Annotated in this window: 16 protein-coding genes; 12 read left to right on the top strand and 4 right to left on the bottom strand. The window is 45.0% G+C overall.

The window, feature by feature from the left end:
- The first annotated feature begins 290 nt into the window (after positions 1-290).
- Entirely contained in the window at positions 291-1,133 is an 843-nt protein-coding gene (locus Xets_RS00570) for a 23S rRNA (adenine(2030)-N(6))-methyltransferase RlmJ (protein WP_099130945.1), read from the top strand.
- A gap of 206 nt (positions 1,134-1,339) precedes the next feature.
- Entirely contained in the window at positions 1,340-2,692 is a 1,353-nt protein-coding gene (gene gorA / locus Xets_RS00565; protein ID WP_099130944.1) for a glutathione-disulfide reductase, read from the top strand.
- A 71-nt stretch (positions 2,693-2,763) separates the two neighbouring features.
- Here the strand turns inward: gorA and lsrK are convergent, their stop codons facing one another.
- Together lsrK and lsrR are read right to left on the bottom strand one after the other, a co-directional pair.
- On the bottom strand, positions 2,764-4,356 hold the full coding sequence (lsrK, locus tag Xets_RS00560) for an autoinducer-2 kinase (protein ID WP_187651037.1): 1,593 nt from the start codon (positions 4,354-4,356) through the stop codon (positions 2,764-2,766).
- Between the two features lie 74 nt (positions 4,357-4,430).
- Complete coding sequence (lsrR, locus tag Xets_RS00555) at positions 4,431-5,441, bottom strand: transcriptional regulator LsrR (RefSeq protein ID WP_099130942.1); 1,011 nt, start codon at positions 5,439-5,441, stop codon at positions 4,431-4,433.
- Between the two features lie 238 nt (positions 5,442-5,679).
- On the opposite strand from lsrR, the gene lsrA reads away from it, so the two are divergent.
- From lsrA to Xets_RS00520, 7 genes are all read left to right on the top strand, one after another.
- Positions 5,680-7,251, top strand: coding sequence for an autoinducer 2 ABC transporter ATP-binding protein LsrA (gene lsrA, locus Xets_RS00550; RefSeq protein WP_187651036.1), 1,572 nt, complete (start codon positions 5,680-5,682; stop codon positions 7,249-7,251).
- Positions 7,229-8,242, top strand: a complete 1,014-nt coding sequence (gene lsrC, locus Xets_RS00545) for an autoinducer 2 ABC transporter permease LsrC (protein ID WP_099130973.1) — start codon at positions 7,229-7,231, stop codon at positions 8,240-8,242. The genes lsrA and lsrC overlap by 23 nt, the downstream gene beginning before the upstream one ends.
- Positions 8,239-9,258: an autoinducer 2 ABC transporter permease LsrD gene (gene lsrD, locus Xets_RS00540; protein ID WP_274539993.1), complete on the top strand. Its 1,020-nt coding sequence runs from the start codon at positions 8,239-8,241 to the stop codon at positions 9,256-9,258. The genes lsrC and lsrD overlap by 4 nt, the downstream gene beginning before the upstream one ends.
- 40 nt (positions 9,259-9,298) lie before the next feature.
- The gene (lsrB, locus tag Xets_RS00535) at positions 9,299-10,318 is read left to right on the top strand and encodes an autoinducer 2 ABC transporter substrate-binding protein LsrB (protein WP_099130939.1); all 1,020 of its coding nucleotides are present in this window, start codon (positions 9,299-9,301) and stop codon (positions 10,316-10,318) included.
- Between the two features lie 46 nt (positions 10,319-10,364).
- Positions 10,365-11,249 (top strand): 3-hydroxy-5-phosphonooxypentane-2,4-dione thiolase, encoded by an 885-nt coding sequence (lsrF, locus tag Xets_RS00530; protein WP_099130938.1) that lies wholly within the window; start codon positions 10,365-10,367, stop codon positions 11,247-11,249.
- A 1-nt stretch (position 11,250) separates the two neighbouring features.
- The gene (lsrG, locus tag Xets_RS00525) at positions 11,251-11,550 is read left to right on the top strand and encodes a (4S)-4-hydroxy-5-phosphonooxypentane-2,3-dione isomerase (protein ID WP_099130937.1); all 300 of its coding nucleotides are present in this window, start codon (positions 11,251-11,253) and stop codon (positions 11,548-11,550) included.
- Positions 11,551-11,840: 290 nt separating this feature from the next.
- Entirely contained in the window at positions 11,841-12,581 is a 741-nt protein-coding gene (locus Xets_RS00520) for a class I SAM-dependent methyltransferase (protein ID WP_187651035.1), read from the top strand.
- Between the two features lie 480 nt (positions 12,582-13,061).
- Here the strand turns inward: Xets_RS00520 and mobB are convergent, their stop codons facing one another.
- Together mobB and mobA are read right to left on the bottom strand one after the other, a co-directional pair.
- Positions 13,062-13,586, bottom strand: coding sequence for a molybdopterin-guanine dinucleotide biosynthesis protein MobB (mobB, locus tag Xets_RS00515; protein WP_099130936.1), 525 nt, complete (start codon positions 13,584-13,586; stop codon positions 13,062-13,064).
- Complete coding sequence (mobA, locus tag Xets_RS00510; RefSeq protein ID WP_099130935.1) at positions 13,583-14,185, bottom strand: molybdenum cofactor guanylyltransferase MobA; 603 nt, start codon at positions 14,183-14,185, stop codon at positions 13,583-13,585. Before mobA ends, mobB begins: the two co-directional genes overlap by 4 nt.
- Before the next feature lie 187 nt (positions 14,186-14,372).
- Here mobA and Xets_RS00505 point away from each other — a divergent pair, with 187 nt between their 5' ends.
- From Xets_RS00505 to dsbA, 3 genes are read left to right on the top strand one after another with little or no spacing between them, the layout of a single operon-like run.
- Complete coding sequence (locus Xets_RS00505) at positions 14,373-14,642, top strand: YihD family protein (RefSeq protein WP_099130934.1); 270 nt, start codon at positions 14,373-14,375, stop codon at positions 14,640-14,642.
- Between the two features lie 18 nt (positions 14,643-14,660).
- On the top strand, positions 14,661-15,650 hold the full coding sequence (locus Xets_RS00500) for a serine/threonine protein kinase (protein ID WP_099130933.1): 990 nt from the start codon (positions 14,661-14,663) through the stop codon (positions 15,648-15,650).
- A gap of 17 nt (positions 15,651-15,667) precedes the next feature.
- The gene (gene dsbA / locus Xets_RS00495) at positions 15,668-16,291 is read left to right on the top strand and encodes a thiol:disulfide interchange protein DsbA (protein ID WP_099130932.1); all 624 of its coding nucleotides are present in this window, start codon (positions 15,668-15,670) and stop codon (positions 16,289-16,291) included.
- Positions 16,292-16,509: the final 218 nt, after the last annotated feature.

The raw sequence follows: 16,509 nt of genomic DNA, 5'->3' as shown, positions 1-16,509 counted from the left end.
CGAATTGCTAGAAAACTTCTTTCTCACACGTTGGGTATTTTTGCCAATTTTAAACAAGGTAAAAGTCAACGCGACTGGCTTCAACAAGCCAACGTTATAAGATGTTAAAGTCGAGCATCGCGTTACATTTATTCTTTTTAAGATGCGATGACAGCACTTACTTTGTTACTATGCTTCGTTGTGTTTTAGTGCTCGTGCAATGAATTGTGGGGTAATGCGTGGGGTAATAAAATGACTTTTTCACCTTATGTAGAACTAAAATATATTAAAAATCAATAGGAAATAAATTAATGCTGAGTTATCGCCACAGCTTCCATGCCGGCAACCACGCTGATGTGTTAAAGCACGTAGTACAAAGCCTGATCATTGAGTCGCTTAAAGTAAAAGAAAAACCTTTCCTGTATCTGGATACTCACTCTGGCGCAGGCCGCTATCACTTGAGTGGGGAACATGCCGAGCGCACGGGAGAGTATCTGGAAGGTATTGCCCGTATTTGGCAGCGTGATGATATCCCCGAAGAATTGGCGGCGTACATGGATGTTGTGAAGGCGCTGAATCCACAAGGCTCTTTACGTTATTACCCAGGCTCTCCGCTGATTGCCCGTCATTTATTGCGGGAGTATGATGAGCTGAATCTGAGTGAATTGCATCCCAGCGATTTTCCTCTGTTACGTACGGAATTCTCCCGCGACGGACGTGCCCGTGTCCTGCGGGAAGATGGTTTCCAGCAATTAAAATCAAAGCTACCACCAAAAAGCCGTCGTGGGTTTGTACTGATTGATCCGCCTTATGAATTGAAGTCGGATTATCAGAATGTCGTTCAGGGTATTCAGGAAGGGTATAAGCGCTTTGCTACAGGTACTTATGCACTGTGGTATCCCGTTGTTCTGCGTCAGCAGATTAAACGCTTGGTGAAGGGGCTGGAAGCTGCTGGTATTCGTAAGATTTTACAAATTGAACTTGGTGTTCGCCCTGACAGTGATCAACGTGGTATGACGGCATCAGGTATGATCGTCATTAATCCACCGTGGAAATTAGAACAACAGATGAAGGCCGTATTGCCGTGGTTGCATCAGGTACTGGTTCCTGAAGGTACAGGACATACATCAGTAGAGTGGATTGTCCCCGAATAAGGTAAAGGTTCAGCGTGGCGTCCTTATTAAAGGTATCGTTATTCAATAGATTACCTCTGAATAAACTGTGACGCGATATCACTCGATAGCTGTGGCCTATGGCAATAAGAGTTAGAATCGTCCACCGTCAATGATAACTTTTTGTAATAATGACGTTAGGTTGAACTTTGGCAGTAACTTAATTGATTAGACGGAAGTGACCTAAGATGAGTAAACATTACAATTATATTGCAATTGGTGGCGGCAGTGGCGGCATTGCTTCCATTAACCGTGCAGCCATGTATGGGCAAAAATGTGCCCTGATTGAAGCAAAGGCATTAGGTGGAACATGTGTTAATGTGGGCTGTGTACCAAAGAAAGTGATGTGGCACGCTGCTCAAGTTGCGGAATCTATTCATCAATATGGCCCCGATTATGGTTTTGATACCACCGTTAATCATTTTGACTGGAAAAAACTCATTGCCAGCCGTACTGCTTATATTGATCGTATCCATCAATCATATGAACGTGTATTGAATAACAATAAGGTCGATGTCATCCAAGGATTTGCCCGTTTTGTTGATGCACATACTGTCGAGGTTAATGGCGAAAAAATCACGGCCGACCATATCCTGATCGCGACAGGTGGTCGCCCGGTACGTCCAGATATTCCCGGTGCGGAATATGGCATTGATTCAGATGGTTTCTTCGAGCTTAATGAAATGCCCAAGCGTGTTGCTGTGGTAGGGGCTGGCTATATTGCTGTTGAAATCGCGGGTGTTTTGAACGCGTTGGGTAGTGAAACACATTTGTTTGTCCGTAAACATGCACCTCTGCGCTCTTTCGACCCTATGATTGTGGAAACGCTGTTGGAAGTCATTAAAACTGAAGGGCCAACATTGCATACAGAAGCAATATTACAGTCTGTAATTAAAAATCATGATGGTAGCCTGACGGTTAAATTGCAGGATGGCCGGGAGCAGGTTGTTGATACGCTTATTTGGGCGATTGGGCGTGAGCCAATGACAGATAAACTGAATCTGGTCGCAACAGGTGTTGAACTGAATGAAAAGGGTTATATCCAAGTCGACAAATATCAGAACACCAATGTTAATGGTATTTATGCGGTTGGTGATAACACGGGCGCGGTGGAATTGACGCCGGTTGCGATAGCAGCAGGGCGTCGTTTGTCTGAGCGTCTGTTTAACAACAAACCTGATGAGCATCTGGATTACACCAATATACCAACAGTGGTATTCAGCCATCCGCCAATTGGTACTGTAGGTTTGACGGAGCCACAGGCAAAAGCTCAGTATGGTGAAGATGAGGTTAAGGTTTATACATCATCATTCACCGCAATGTACACTGCAGTGACACAGCACCGCCAGCCATGCCGTATGAAGCTGGTCTGTGTGGGAGCCAATGAGAAGATAGTCGGTATTCACGGTATCGGCTTTGGAATGGATGAAATACTGCAAGGTTTTGCGGTTGCGCTGAAAATGGGGGCAACGAAGAAGGATTTTGATAATACGGTTGCTATTCATCCCACGGCGGCAGAAGAGTTTGTGACTATGAGATGAGAGATTAGAAAATCTCCTCTTATCAGTTGATCCAGCATTGGCCTCTAATTGTTAAAGAGGCCAATAAAAAATCACAATCCTGGCGCCTTCCATAATGAAGTCGTCAGCCCGTCATCTACCAGATGCAGTTGGTCTGCATACACCGCCTGCCAATCTTTTTTCGCTTTCTGGTAAACCTCACGGTGGCTTAAATTCGGTTGATATTCCCGCTCCCAACGTACTAATCTTTCTCCCGTTGCGGGCATGGAATCATATAATCCAACACCGACCCCGGCCGCTATTGCACAACCCAATGCCGTTGCTTCTTTTACCACCGGCACCCGAACAGGTAATCCGGTAACGTCAGACAGAATTTGGCTCCAGAGTTTGCCTTTTGAACCACCGCCTGCGAAGACCAGCGAATCTGGTTGGACGCCAGAGAAAGCCGAGACCATATCGAGGTTACAGGCCGAGACGATAGCTGCGTTTTCTTCCAGTGCCCGGAATAACGTTGCTTTGTTGCATTTTTCCGGATCAATCGAGAGATTGAGAAAAGATGGAGCGGCGTGATACCAAGATTTAAAGCGCATGACATCGGAGAAAATTGGCATGACACCATAGGCACCGGCAGGAACCCTTGCCGCCATATCTTCCAGCAGATTATAGGCATCAACGCCCAGTCGTTCCGCCAGCAATTTTTCTTCTGCGCAAAAAGCATCGCGGAACCAGCGCATGGTGAGACCAGTGAAGAAGCTAATGGATTCTGCTTGTGCCATGCCGGGGATAACATGTGGGTTGATACGAATGTTCATGTTTGGATCGGTGATGGGTTCAGGCAGATTGACGACTTGCTGCCAGAATGTTCCGCCGAGTACTGCGGTCTGGGCGGGTTTAACGACACCAATACCAAGACAGCCGAGTTGAACGTCTCCGCCGCCCATAATCACGGGGGTGCCGCTGCTCAGGCCGCATTCTGCCGCTGCCTTTTCCGTAATATAGCCGAGCAAGGTTCCCGTTTCTTTGACGGGGGAGAGGATGTCAGAGCGCAAGCCTGCCATCTCCAACAAGCTGGGACGCCAGTCGCGGCTGGTTAAATCCAGCATGCCTGTTGTGCCCGCGTTAGAGGGATCAACGGCCAGCTCGCCACTTAGCATATAAGCCAGCCAATCACTGATCATGGTTAGGGTACTGGCTTGTTGATAGATATCAGGACGGTGATGCGCTAGCCAAAGCAGGCGTGGCATTGCGCCTAATGCTAATGTTTGGCCGGAATAGCGGTAGACGTCATATTCAAAGGTATTATTGTAAAGTTCTTTCAGCTCGCTAACTTCATGGCTGGAGCGGGCATCTACATTGGCACATGCCCAGATAGGATCGCCCTCGCGATTATAAAGGACAATCCCTTCCCGCATTGAACAGGCTGCAACGCCTTGAATTGCATTGGCAGGCAATTCCGCCTTTTGCAGGGCCTGCCGAATGCATTGACAGGCTAGTTGCCAGTTATTTTTCAGATCGAATTCCATTGAACCTGCAACATTCGGTACAGGATGGTGTATCCATTCAGCTTGTCCAACGGAAACCTGATTCCCTTCGAGATCAAATATAACTGCACGGATACTGCCAGTTCCTGCATCAAGCGCCATCAAATACTTCCTTGATGGGTGAGCATGAGCGCATTGATTCATAATACTATCCTCGTCTGTTGTTATCTTCTTTTTATTCGATATGGCACAGGGGATGGATAGAGATTATTCGTCGATCAAATTAGCATAGCTTTCGCGGTCTGTTCTTCTGTCACCAGTGAATTGATGTAACCTCCTTTCAGTGCAGCAACGATAGCGTCTGCTTTTTCGATGCCACCTGCCACACCAATCACGTTCGGGATGGTTTTCATTTCTGGCAATGAGATACCGATCAGTTCCTGATGGATATCAATATTGCTAACCAATTCACCTTCCATATTGAAGAAGTAACCAAGAATGTCGCCGATAGCACCTTTGCGGCCAAACATCAATTGTTCACCATCGCTGATATAGCCGGAACGCATGATAGTTGCATGTTGCTTCTGTTTGATGGCACCGATACCGACGATGGCGATATCGGCCGCACAAGCTGCCAAAATCACGTCCCGTACACTGCGTTCTTCGCGGAATGTTGCCGCGACTTGATGGGTGGAGGCTCGTAGTGGTGCAGGAATGATGCTGACAGGGCAGGCCGCATCAAGCTGGCCAATGCCAGTCATATAAGGGCCAACACCGCCTGACAGCGTCACCAACCGAATTTGCTGGGATGAGATAAAACCGCTCAGATACTGCAAAGTGCACATGGGCGTTTCACCAAATCCAATCGCCAATAGCTGGTGAGGTTCAATCAGCGCCATTAACAGATGAGCGGCTCCGATGCCGAGACGGGCATTCAGATTCATGCCATCAAGGGTAGGTAATACGCGAACCTGTTTGAGATTAAAGCGTTTTTGCAAAGCATTTTCCAACTCCAAACACCCTTCATAGCGTGAATTGATCTGAACGCGGATCACGCCAGACTGCCGTCCTTTTTCTAACAGACGGGAGACTTTCAGGCGACTGAGGCCGAGTAATTCACCGATGTCTCCTTGCGTCAGACCATCGTGATAGTAAAACCAGGCAATGCGGGCCATCAGCTCTTCTTCACTCATGCTGTTTCCTGGATAGTTGTAGCTTGAATAGTCAATTTCCTCGGATAATACGCTTTTCTCTGATACTGATTGTTTCTTGGTTGATTTGATCGACATAATAACTTCTTTATCCACGAGGAAAGAATAAGCATAAATATCTCTAATGTACTAGAGGCTTATCGCAAAATTTGAACATATTTTAATGTAGATCTAATTTTTTCACAAAATGTGATCTAATTATTGAAAAATTCTTAAGTTTTACATTAGAGTCTTGAACAAATGTATTTAAAATAAATAAATGTTCAATTTCGCATCGGTGTCAGAAACGCAAACCCAAAAGGCCATGAGGTACGTGATGTCACAGAGCAATACTGCCACTAATACCAATGATCCGTTTTGCCTGAACCCTACTAACAGTGCTCCGCTTTTAGTTGCTCGTGGGATCAGTAAGCAGTTTTCTGGCTTGGTGGTGTTGAAGCAGATTGATTTCTTTCTGATGTCAGGGCAGGTTCATGCATTATTAGGTGGAAATGGTGCTGGTAAATCAACTTTGATGAAAATCATTGCTGGTATTGAACAGCCGGATGCCGGAACCTTGGTTGTGGATGGTGCTACTGTCAGCTATCTGACACCAGCGAAAGCGCATCAACTGGGCATTTATCTGGTTCCACAAGAACCTTTGTTATTTCCCAATCTTTCCGTTCAGGAAAATATCCTGTTTCGTTTGCCAAAACATCAAGCTAGTAAAAGTCGCATGCATGAATTACTGATTCAGCTTGATTGTCAAATTGACTTAAAGGCACCAGCAGGTGGTTTGAATGTAGCAGATCAGCAGTTGGTGGAGATTATGCGTGGTTTGATGCGTAATTCTCGCATTTTGATTCTGGATGAGCCAACTGCCGCGTTGACGCCCGCAGAAACCGAACGTTTGTTTGCGCGAATACGGGAATTACAGCAGCAGCAAGTGGGGATTATCTTCATTTCCCACAAATTACCTGAAATTCGTGAGATTGCGGATTATGTCAGTGTGATACGAGATGGGGGTATCGCTCTTAGCGGCGAGATTGAACACTTTACAACGGAAGCAATAATTCAGGCGATTACACCTACGGTAAAATCAATTGCGTTGGCTGATAATCAAAAATTGAGCTTGAAAGCTAGTGGTAATGTATCGGATAACATGTCAGAAATCCCCGTTTTGGAAGTGAACTCTCTGTGTGGAGAAGGGTTCCGTGATATCTCTTTGACGCTACGGGTGGGGGAAATTGTTGGTTTGTCTGGCGTTGTGGGAGCAGGTCGTACGGAACTGGCGGAGACGCTATATGGATTGCGCCCGATTGCAGGTGGTGAAATTCGTTTCCGACAGCAAATAATCAATAAACTAGATACAGCAGAGCGATTGCAGCGTGGGTTGGTTTATCTGCCTGAAGATCGGCAGGCTTCAGGATTGTTTCTTGACGCCTTTTTGAGTTGGAATGTTTGTTCGCTGACGCACAACCGAAGCACTTTCTGGACGCGTCCCACCCACGATATCGGAGTATTGGAACGATATTGTCAAGCGCTCAATATTCGATTCCACAATGTAAATCAGTTTGTACGTACGCTGTCTGGCGGTAATCAACAAAAGATTCTGATTGCTAAATGTTTGGAAGCCAAGCCGACCGTGCTGATCATTGATGAACCAACGCGTGGTGTTGATGTTGGGGCGCGTAATGATATCTATCAGCTTATTCATAACATCGCCAGCCAGCAGGTGGCGATTCTCCTGATTTCTTCTGATCTTGATGAAATTGTTCAGTTATCTGATCGCGTACTGGTCATGCATCACGGTGAGCTTTGTGGACAGCTTGATAAAGACCACATGAATGTGGACGAGATTATGCACCTTTCTTTTGGGGAACGTCATATTGAAATTCATCCAGAATAACCGAGAAGCCACAGCATTGATCGCCATTTTGGGGCTGTTTGCTTTGTTAGGGAGCCTCGATCGCCATGCTTTTAGTCTCCAAACTGTCACTATGATCTTCGGTAATGCCCAAATCCTTATTTTATTAGCAATGGGTGCCACGTTGGTAATGTTGACGCGCAATATTGATGTGTCTGTTGGTTCGACTACCGGATTATGTGCTGTAGTGTTGGGAATGTTGCTTAATACAGGGCTTCCGTTGGCGGTTGCCTGTTTAATTACGTTGCTGATTGGAATGATGGCAGGGTTGATTAATGGTGTGTTGGTGGCATGGTTGAAAATTCCAGCGATTGTTGCCACGTTGGGTACGCTCGGCTTATACCGTGGACTAATGCTGCTGTTAACTGGTGGTAAATGGATCGAAGGTTTGCCTGCTGGGGTTAAAGATCTCGCCAGACCAATGCTATTTGGTATTTCACCAATCGGCTGGTTGTTGATGTTATTAATTTTGTCTATGGCATGGATGTTAAAGAAGACTGAGTTTGGCCGTGGGTTTTATGCCACGGGTGATAACCTGCAAGGCGCTCGTCAGCTTGGTGCTCCCGTTAATGGCATTCGCATCACTGCATTTACCGTAAATGGTGTGATGGCAGCATTGGCAGGCATTGTGTTTGTGGCACAGATTGGCTTTATTCCAAATCAAACGGGGAATGGGTTGGAGATGAAAGCCATCGCTGCCTGTGTATTAGGTGGAGTAAGTTTGCTGGGGGGAGTAGGAACCGTCATTGGGGCGATCTTCGGGGCATATTTTCTGACGCAAATTGATAGTGTGCTGGTATTACTCAAGTTATCGGCCTGGTGGAATGATTTTATTGCTGGCCTTGTCCTGTTGGTGGTGTTAGTGCTGGATGGGCGTTTACGCAATGTCGTTGGCAAGAATTTACGTCAGCAACGTTACGCCCGTTTCCTTGAACCAATAAACAAACATACCGGAAGAAACGGGAGGCCATAATGAATAGGGTACAACGCTATGGTTGGGAAACGGCGCTTTTGGTGTTGTTGGTGGCGGAAATTTTACTGTTTGGCATAGTTAATCCAAGGATGCTGGATATTAACGTGCTGTTGTTTAGTACCAGCGATTTTATCTGCATCGGTATTATCGCGTTGCCGTTAACGATGGTGATTGTCAGTGGTGGTATTGATATCTCTTTTGGTTCGATTATCGGTCTGTGTGCTATTGCATTGGGTGTCATGTATCAAGCTGGTTTACCGATGATTGCGGCAATTCCTTTGACTTTACTTGTCGGGGGGCTGTGTGGTCTGATTAATGCTGCCCTGATTTTCTATACGGGTGTAAATCCGTTGGTAATTACCCTCGGCACGATGTACCTGTTTGGTGGTAGTGCCTTATTGTTGTCGGGACTATCTGGCGCGACGGGATATGAAGGCATTGGTGGTTTTCCTGATACATTTACAGATTTTGCCAACCTGACACTGCTCGACCTACCTGTTCCTTTGATCATCTTTATACTTTTTGCGTTGGTGTGCTGGTTATTTATGCATCGTACCCATCGTGGTCGTAATATTTTTCTTATTGGGCAGAACAGCCGTGTTGCCCGTTACGGTGCTATCCCTGTAAATCAAACTTTGTGCTTGTTATACGCTTTGACAGGGGTGGCTTCGGCAGTAGCGGCGATTGTTTTGGTCTCCTATTTTGGTTCGGCGCGTTCCGATTTGGGAAGTTCTTTCCTGATGCCAGCCATTACTGCTGTAGTGCTGGGAGGAGCCAATATTTATGGTGGTGCTGGCTCGATTATGGGTACGGCACTGGCTGTTTTGCTGGTGGGTTATTTGCAGCAAGGATTGCAGATGGTGGGGATTCCTAACCAGATATCCAGTGCGTTGTCTGGTGCCTTGCTGATTGTAGTTGTGATAGGACGATCTGCTTCGTTGCATCGTCATCAAATCTGTGATTGGTGGCAACGTCGAAGGGCTTCTGTTTCACAACAACATATTTCTGAAACATAAAAGACGATCTTGAAATAAAAATAAATGGAGATAGATAGGCATGAAAGCACCAACAATGAAAAAACTGGCTTTGGCTGCTGCATTAAGCCTGGGATGTGTTTCCTGGGCTCAGGCGGCAGAGAAAATTGCATTTATACCTAAATTGGTCGGTGTTGGGTTCTTTACCAGTGGCGGGCAAGGTGCGGTGGAAGCAGGCAAGGAGCTGGGTGTTGAAGTCACTTACGATGGCCCGACAGAGCCGAGCGTTGCGGGGCAGGTTCAGCTTATTAATAACTTTGTTAACCAAGGCTATGATGCGATTGTGGTTTCAGCTGTGTCACCAGATGGATTGTGTCCGGCTTTGAAACGCGCCATGAAGCGTGGTGTCAAAGTATTGACGTGGGATTCCGATACTGCGCCAGAATGCCGCTCTATCTATATCGATCAAGGAACGCCAAAGCAGTTAGGGGGGATTCTGGTGGATATGGCTGCAAATCAGATTAAAAAAGAAAAAGCGAAAGTAGCATTTTTCTATTCCAGCCCGACAGTGACGGATCAAAACCAATGGGTTAAAGAGGCTAAGGCGAAAATTGTAGAGGAACATCCGAATTGGGAAATTGTCACTACCCGATTTGGCTATAACGATGCCACCAAATCTTTGCAGACAGCGGAAGGCATTTTGAAAGCGTGGGAGGACCTGGATGTGATTATCGCTCCAGATGCTAATGCCTTACCTGCTGCGGCTCAGGCAGCAGAAAACCTGAAGCGTCAAGATGTCGCGATTGTTGGGTTCAGTACCCCGAATGTCATGCGTCCTTATGTTGAAAATGGTACGGTCAAACAGTTCGCTTTGTGGGATGTGGTCAAGCAGGGCAAGATAGCCATCCATGTTACCAATGAGATATTGCAAAAAGACGAGCTGAATGTGGGAGATAAATTGAATATTCCTGGTATTGGCAGCGTTGAAATCTCACCCAACAGTGTACAGGGATACCGTTATGAAGCGAAAGGTAATGGCATTATTGTCATGCCGGAGCGGGTAATTTTCACCAAAGACAATATCAATCAGTACGATTTCTAATTCATGGGGCTGGTATACAGCTCCTGACACCTTTCTGGAGGGAGAAATGGCAGATTTAGATGATATCAAAGATGGTAAAGATTTTGGCATTAATACACCGCAACAGAACACGCTGTTTGAACTGAAAGGCTGTGGTGCGCTGGATTGGGGGATGCAGTCCCGTTTGTCACGAATTTTCAATCCCACCACCAATAAAACGGTGATGCTGGCATTTGACCACGGTTATTTTCAGGGCCCAACCACCGGCTTGGAGCGTATTGATATCAATATCGCTCCGCTGTTTGAACACACCGACGTGTTGATGTGTACCCGCGGTATCCTGCGCAGCCAGGTTCCGCCTGCAACCAATAAACCTGTAGTTCTGCGTGCGTCTGGAGCCAACTCGATTCTGGCTGAACTCTCCAATGAAGCTGTTGCAGTAGCGATGGAAGATGCACTTCGTCTCAACGTTTGTGCGGTTGCGGCACAGGTTTATATCGGTTCAGAACACGAACATCAATCCATTAAAAATATAATTAAGCTGGTGGATCAGGGAACACGTTATGGTATGCCAACAATGGCGGTGACGGGCGTCGGTAAAGATATGGCGCGTGACCAACGTTATTTCTCTCTGGCGACTCGCATTGCAGCTGAAATAGGGGCGAACATTATCAAAACTTATTATGTCGATAGCGGCTTTGAGCGAGTAGTGGCGGGCTGTCCAGTGCCGATTGTGATTGCAGGTGGTAAGAAATTACCGGAACTGGATGCGTTGAATATGTGCTATCAGGCGATTGATCAAGGGGCATCTGGTGTGGATATGGGACGCAATATTTTCCAGTCGGAAGCACCTGTTGCAATGCTGAAAGCTGTGCAGGCCGTGGTGCATCATAATGAGAAACCTGCTCAGGCTTATGAGCTTTTCCTGAGTGAAAAAGCCAGGGGAGAATAATATGCACGTCACATTAGTGGAAATTAATGTTAAAGCCGACAAGATAGACGAATTTATCGAAGTATTTCGGGATAATCACCTTGGCTCTGTTAAAGAGCCGGGTAATTTACGGTTCGATGTATTGCGTGATGAAAATATCCCAACCCGCTTTTATATCTATGAAGCCTATGCTGATGAAGAGGCTGTTGCGGCGCATAAGAAAACGTCTCATTACTTGCGCTGTGTCGAAAAACTGGAAGCATTGATGACTGAGCCCCGCAAAAAAACGACGTTTATTGGTTTGATGCCGGAAGGGAAGTAATGTAAGGATATAATAGGAAAAATGGAATAGGTAACCCTCTGTTTATCAGGGGGTTAATAATTAATCTGAGCTCATATCCACTTAGCCTTGGTAATCAGCTCTGTCCATGTTAGAGCCAAAATGGCTCCCGCTTTCGAATGAAAATTCAACAAATGTTGTCGACAACACAACAAAGTTCAATTAATTTGTCCATGCTTGTTTTTTATTAAGATCGATTTTTTCTTGGTCGAAAATTCTGGATCTTGGAACAGGCACTTAGTTCAGCTTCTTATCTAGGACTCAGGTTAATTATGGCAAAGCAAGATTTAGATTATAACTCTATCGGAGAGCGTTATTTAGATTTCATGAAGACAGCTCCCCATATTAAAGTCGAAGTTCGTGCCATCCTGGACAGGATTGGTGATGCTCAGGGTAAATCAGTTCTGGACTTGGCTTGTGGAAATGGTTACTTTGGCCGAAAGCTACGTAATCTTGGCGCTTCAAAAGTTGTTGGTATAGATATTTCAGAAAAAATGATAGCGCTTGCTAGAGCAAAATCGAAACAATGTGGTGATGATGTGGAATTTCATGTTCGAAATGTTTGCGACATGGAATTATTTGGCAAGTTTGATCTCGTTGTTGCTGCTTGGTTGTTCAATTATGCGGAGTCGTGTGCAGATCTTGAGAAAATGTTCCAGTCAGTTGCCAATCATCTCAAGCCTTCTGGTAAATTAGTCGCTTATACGATTTCACCTGATTATCAATTAGAAGTAGATAACTATGATATCTATGGCATACATATTTTGAGCAAAGAACCGTGGCAAGGAGGGTACCGGTATCAGGCGGAATTTCTTAGCACACCTCCAAGTGCTTTCACATTTTACCAATGGAGTCGTGAAGATTATGAGCGTGCTATTGAAAAAGCTGGATTCAGTCAGTTTGAATGGAAAAAGGCAAGCGTTTTAGATAGTGATATCAAACTCTATTCGGATAGTTTTTGGCAAATTTTTCAACAGAATTGTCTTAATATCAGCCTGACTTGTCACTACTGAAAATGCATTATAAAAGACTGTGTTTCATAAAGTAGTTCGATTCTGTATGACCCAAACTCTGCAATCACAGCCCACATTTCGTTATCTTATTTTCCGTATCATTCATAAATGATTATTTCTGCTTCTTTACTGTGAATCTGATAAGCATGGTTTTTATCATTGGAGCCAATAAACCAGATTGAAAATCCTTTCAAATGTTAGAGGCGATTTTTAAATCGTAATAGTGTGTTGAGCGGTTATTGAAGTTAGGATGTCTTGTAAGACAATAGTTTTCCAATTCTCCAAAAATGTATTGATATCAGTCGGATTCCATTCTGTCTCGCCAACACTGCCGGCTTTTTTCTTCTGTAATTGGTTAATAGCCATTGTTGAGGAGGTAACATTCGGGATGTCTATCTGAACGGGAATGTTTTACGGTATTTAAATTAAAGCGTTTTATATTGGCTAGAATTTTTTCTATATTTTCACCATCCCACACGGTTATTGATGTAACCACTCGGCAATAAACGCTGCCACTTGTTCCGGCTGATTGATATTAAGTTGTGGAAGTGGTGTTGCCAGCGCAATATCGCTGGCAATTGCTATTACATAGGGATCGAGGATCTCATCAACGGTATGATTCAGGCCGTCTCGATAAAGAGCTATTTTGGGGATTGGTTCTTGTTTGAATCCTTCAACCAAAATCAGATCCAGCGAATTTGCATCAAATCGGCTGGCAAGATAGTAAAGATCTGGTTCTGGTAATTCTGGGGTTTCAGTCATCAAAGCCCAGCGTTGCTGACTGGCGACTAACGTTTGTGCAGCACCCGCTTTGCGGAGTTCATAGCTGTCCTTGCCTGGCTTATCGACATCCATATTGTGATGAGTATGTTTAATGAGTCCAACGCGGATATGTTGCTGGCGTAACAGAGGAATGACTTGCTTTAATAGTGTCGTTTTTCCGGTTCCACTATAAGCGGTGATAGCCAGAATAGGCAGTGCTGTGTTATTGCTGCTGTGGTTCATGCTGGCTCCTGAAGGCATTCCCAATGACGATGTTTCCAGTTATGGCATTCTTCAGGTGTATTTAAGTTAGTGAAAGCGCTGGGATTGGGAAAATAGACCGCCTTTGCCTTAATCATCTGCATAAAGAACATAAGTTTTCTGTCTCCCAAAGCGAGATAGCTTTCCAGACGAGGGATTAGACTGCGGTGCATTAATACCAGGGTAGGATGTGCACGCACGCAATCATGTGCATAAGCAGCCCAAGCGTTTTGTTTGTAGTGCCACAGTTTTGCGACCAGGTTTTCAGGGAAATTGGGGACATCGCAAGGGACAAATACCACCCATTCGTGGATGGCGCTTTTTAAAACCGCCAACATACCTGCCAATGGTCCGGAAAAATCGGCAATGATATCCGGTATGATGGGATAGCCACTCTGATGATAAATTTCCAGATTGCGATTGGCATTAATCAACAGTTCATGAATCTGCGGCTGTAATCTTGTAGCAATGTGTTGGTATAGTGGGGCATTGTTAAATTGCAGTAATCCTTTGTCGTTTCCCCCCATGCGGGTGGATAATCCCCCTGCCAGAATTGCGCCACTTATTTTTGGATGCGTCATGTTAAATCACCTGATATTGGGCAATGAAATATTTAATGTTTGGTATACCCTTTGTCTTTCAATTGTGAATCAATATCTAACCATGCTGCTTGAGGTGGCAGTATAACTTTACGCTGGTTGACAGACCAATGCTTTCTCAGAGCCATTAACCCTGCTAATTTGTATCGTGATTTATAAGGAACTGGAAATGACCTATCACCGCCTCAATGAAGTTATCGAACTTTTACATCCAGTATGGAAGAATGAGCCGGATTTAAATCTGCTGGCGCTATTGCAAAAACTGGCTGATGAAGCGGGATTCACAGGGCAGTTGTCTGAATTGACGGATGATATTCTGATTTATCACCTGAAAATGCGCGGTACGGATAGCCATGCAGAAATCCCTGGGTTGAAAAAAGATTATGAAGAAGATTTTAAGACGGCGTTGTTGCGTGCTCGGGGCATTATTAAAGATTAATGAAGAGAGAACTGTGTTGTGACGGAACCGAAGGCTTTTAATTTCCAAAATATTACGCCAGATTTAATCATGGATGCATTGGGGCAGTCTGGCCTGTACCTTGATTCTGGTCTAACCGAACTGAATAGCTATGAGAATCGGGTGTATCAGTTCATGGATGAGAATCGCAGACGCTATGTTGTGAAATTTTATCGGCCCCTGCGCTGGAGCCAGCAGCAAATTCAGGAGGAACATGATCTTGCACATGAATTGCAACAGGCTGATTTGCCCGTGGCAGCACCGTTGATGTTTGATGGGCAGACGGTACTGAATTATGGTGGTTTCTTTTTCGCCATTTTTCCCAGTGTGGGAGGGCGCCAGTACGAGTCAGATAGTTTTGACCAATTGGAAGATGTTGGGCGATTGCTGGGAAGAATGCATCAAATTGGGGCAAAAAAAACATTTTCTGCTCGTCCCACCCTTAACCTGAATGAATATTTATATCAGCCGTATCAATATTTGGCTGAATGTGAACTCATTTCCGCCAGGCATAAACAGGGTTTTCTGGCTGCACTAGATGAATTGAACCAGGCTGTTGCAAGCCAATGGCATGATAACTGGCAGGTATTGCGGCTGCATGGTGATTGCCATGCTGGTAATATCTTGTGGCGTGATGAAGCATGGTTTGTGGATCTTGATGATGCCCGCAATGGTCCCGCTATCCAGGATTTGTGGATGTTGCTCAATGGCTCACGGCAAGAAAGGTTGATCCAGTTGGATATCTTGCTTGAGTCATATGGTCAGTTTATGACATTTGATCCCAAGACATTGGCATTAATAGAGCCTCTGCGTGCGATGAGAATGGTCTATTATTTAGCCTGGGTTGCTCGTCGCTGGCAAGATCCGGCTTTTCCAAAAGCGTTTCCGTGGATGGCTGATAGTGATTTTTGGCATAAGCAATTGAGTCTTTTTTCTGAACAAGTCCGGCTGTTACAAGAGCCGCCTTTACAGCTCAACCCGATGTATTAATTTTTTTGGAGACCATTATGAAGAAATTTTGGCTAGCACTGGTGGGAGCGTTTATGGCATTTAATGCATCTGCTTCCGGTTTTTCTGAAGGCAAACAGTATACCGAGTTAAAAGATCCGGTTGAAAATCAACCTCAGGTGGTGGAGTTTTTCTCTTTTTATTGTCCTCATTGCTATCAGTTTGAAAATATTTATCATGTTCCTGCTACTGTTGAGAAAAACCTGCCAGCAGGTGTGACTCATGAACGTTATCATGTGGATTTTCTGGGGCCTTTGGGAAAAGCATTGACTGATGCCTGGGCAGTCGCCATTGTCATGAAGATTGAAGATAAAGTCACACCTATTTTGTTTGATGGCATTCAGAAAAGCCAAACCATCAATAGCAAGGAAGATATCCGCAATGCCTTCATCAAAGCGGGTGTATCTGGTGAAGAGTATGATGCAGCCCTGAACAGCTTTATCGTGCAATCAGTAGCCGCTAAAGAGCGTCAGTCAGCCCAGGATTTCAACTTGCGCGGTGTTCCGTCGATCTTTGTTAATGGCAAGTATTTGATTAACAACGGTGGAATTGAAACTCGTTCAGCTTTAGATTACTCGCAGAAATTCTCTGAGGTAGTGAACTATCTGGTGAATAAAAAATAAGTTGCAAGAGGGTGGCGTAACGAAATAAAAACGCTAGGATTAATATAAAATAATATAGGTATTGTGCCGATCATGAGAGAGTTGGCACAATACTTGCCAAAAAGCACCTTTCGTAACATAATCTATGGTCTTCCCCGTTTTTGCAACACTCATTTTGATGTATGGTTGGCTTGCTTAAATCTATCCGGCGTCTCTATGAGTATGGATACCCGCGCCAC

This window comes from Xenorhabdus sp. TS4, from assembly GCF_014467265.1.
Lineage (GTDB): Bacteria > Pseudomonadota > Gammaproteobacteria > Enterobacterales > Enterobacteriaceae > Xenorhabdus > Xenorhabdus ehlersii.
This window is presented reverse-complemented; position numbering and strand designations above follow the sequence as displayed.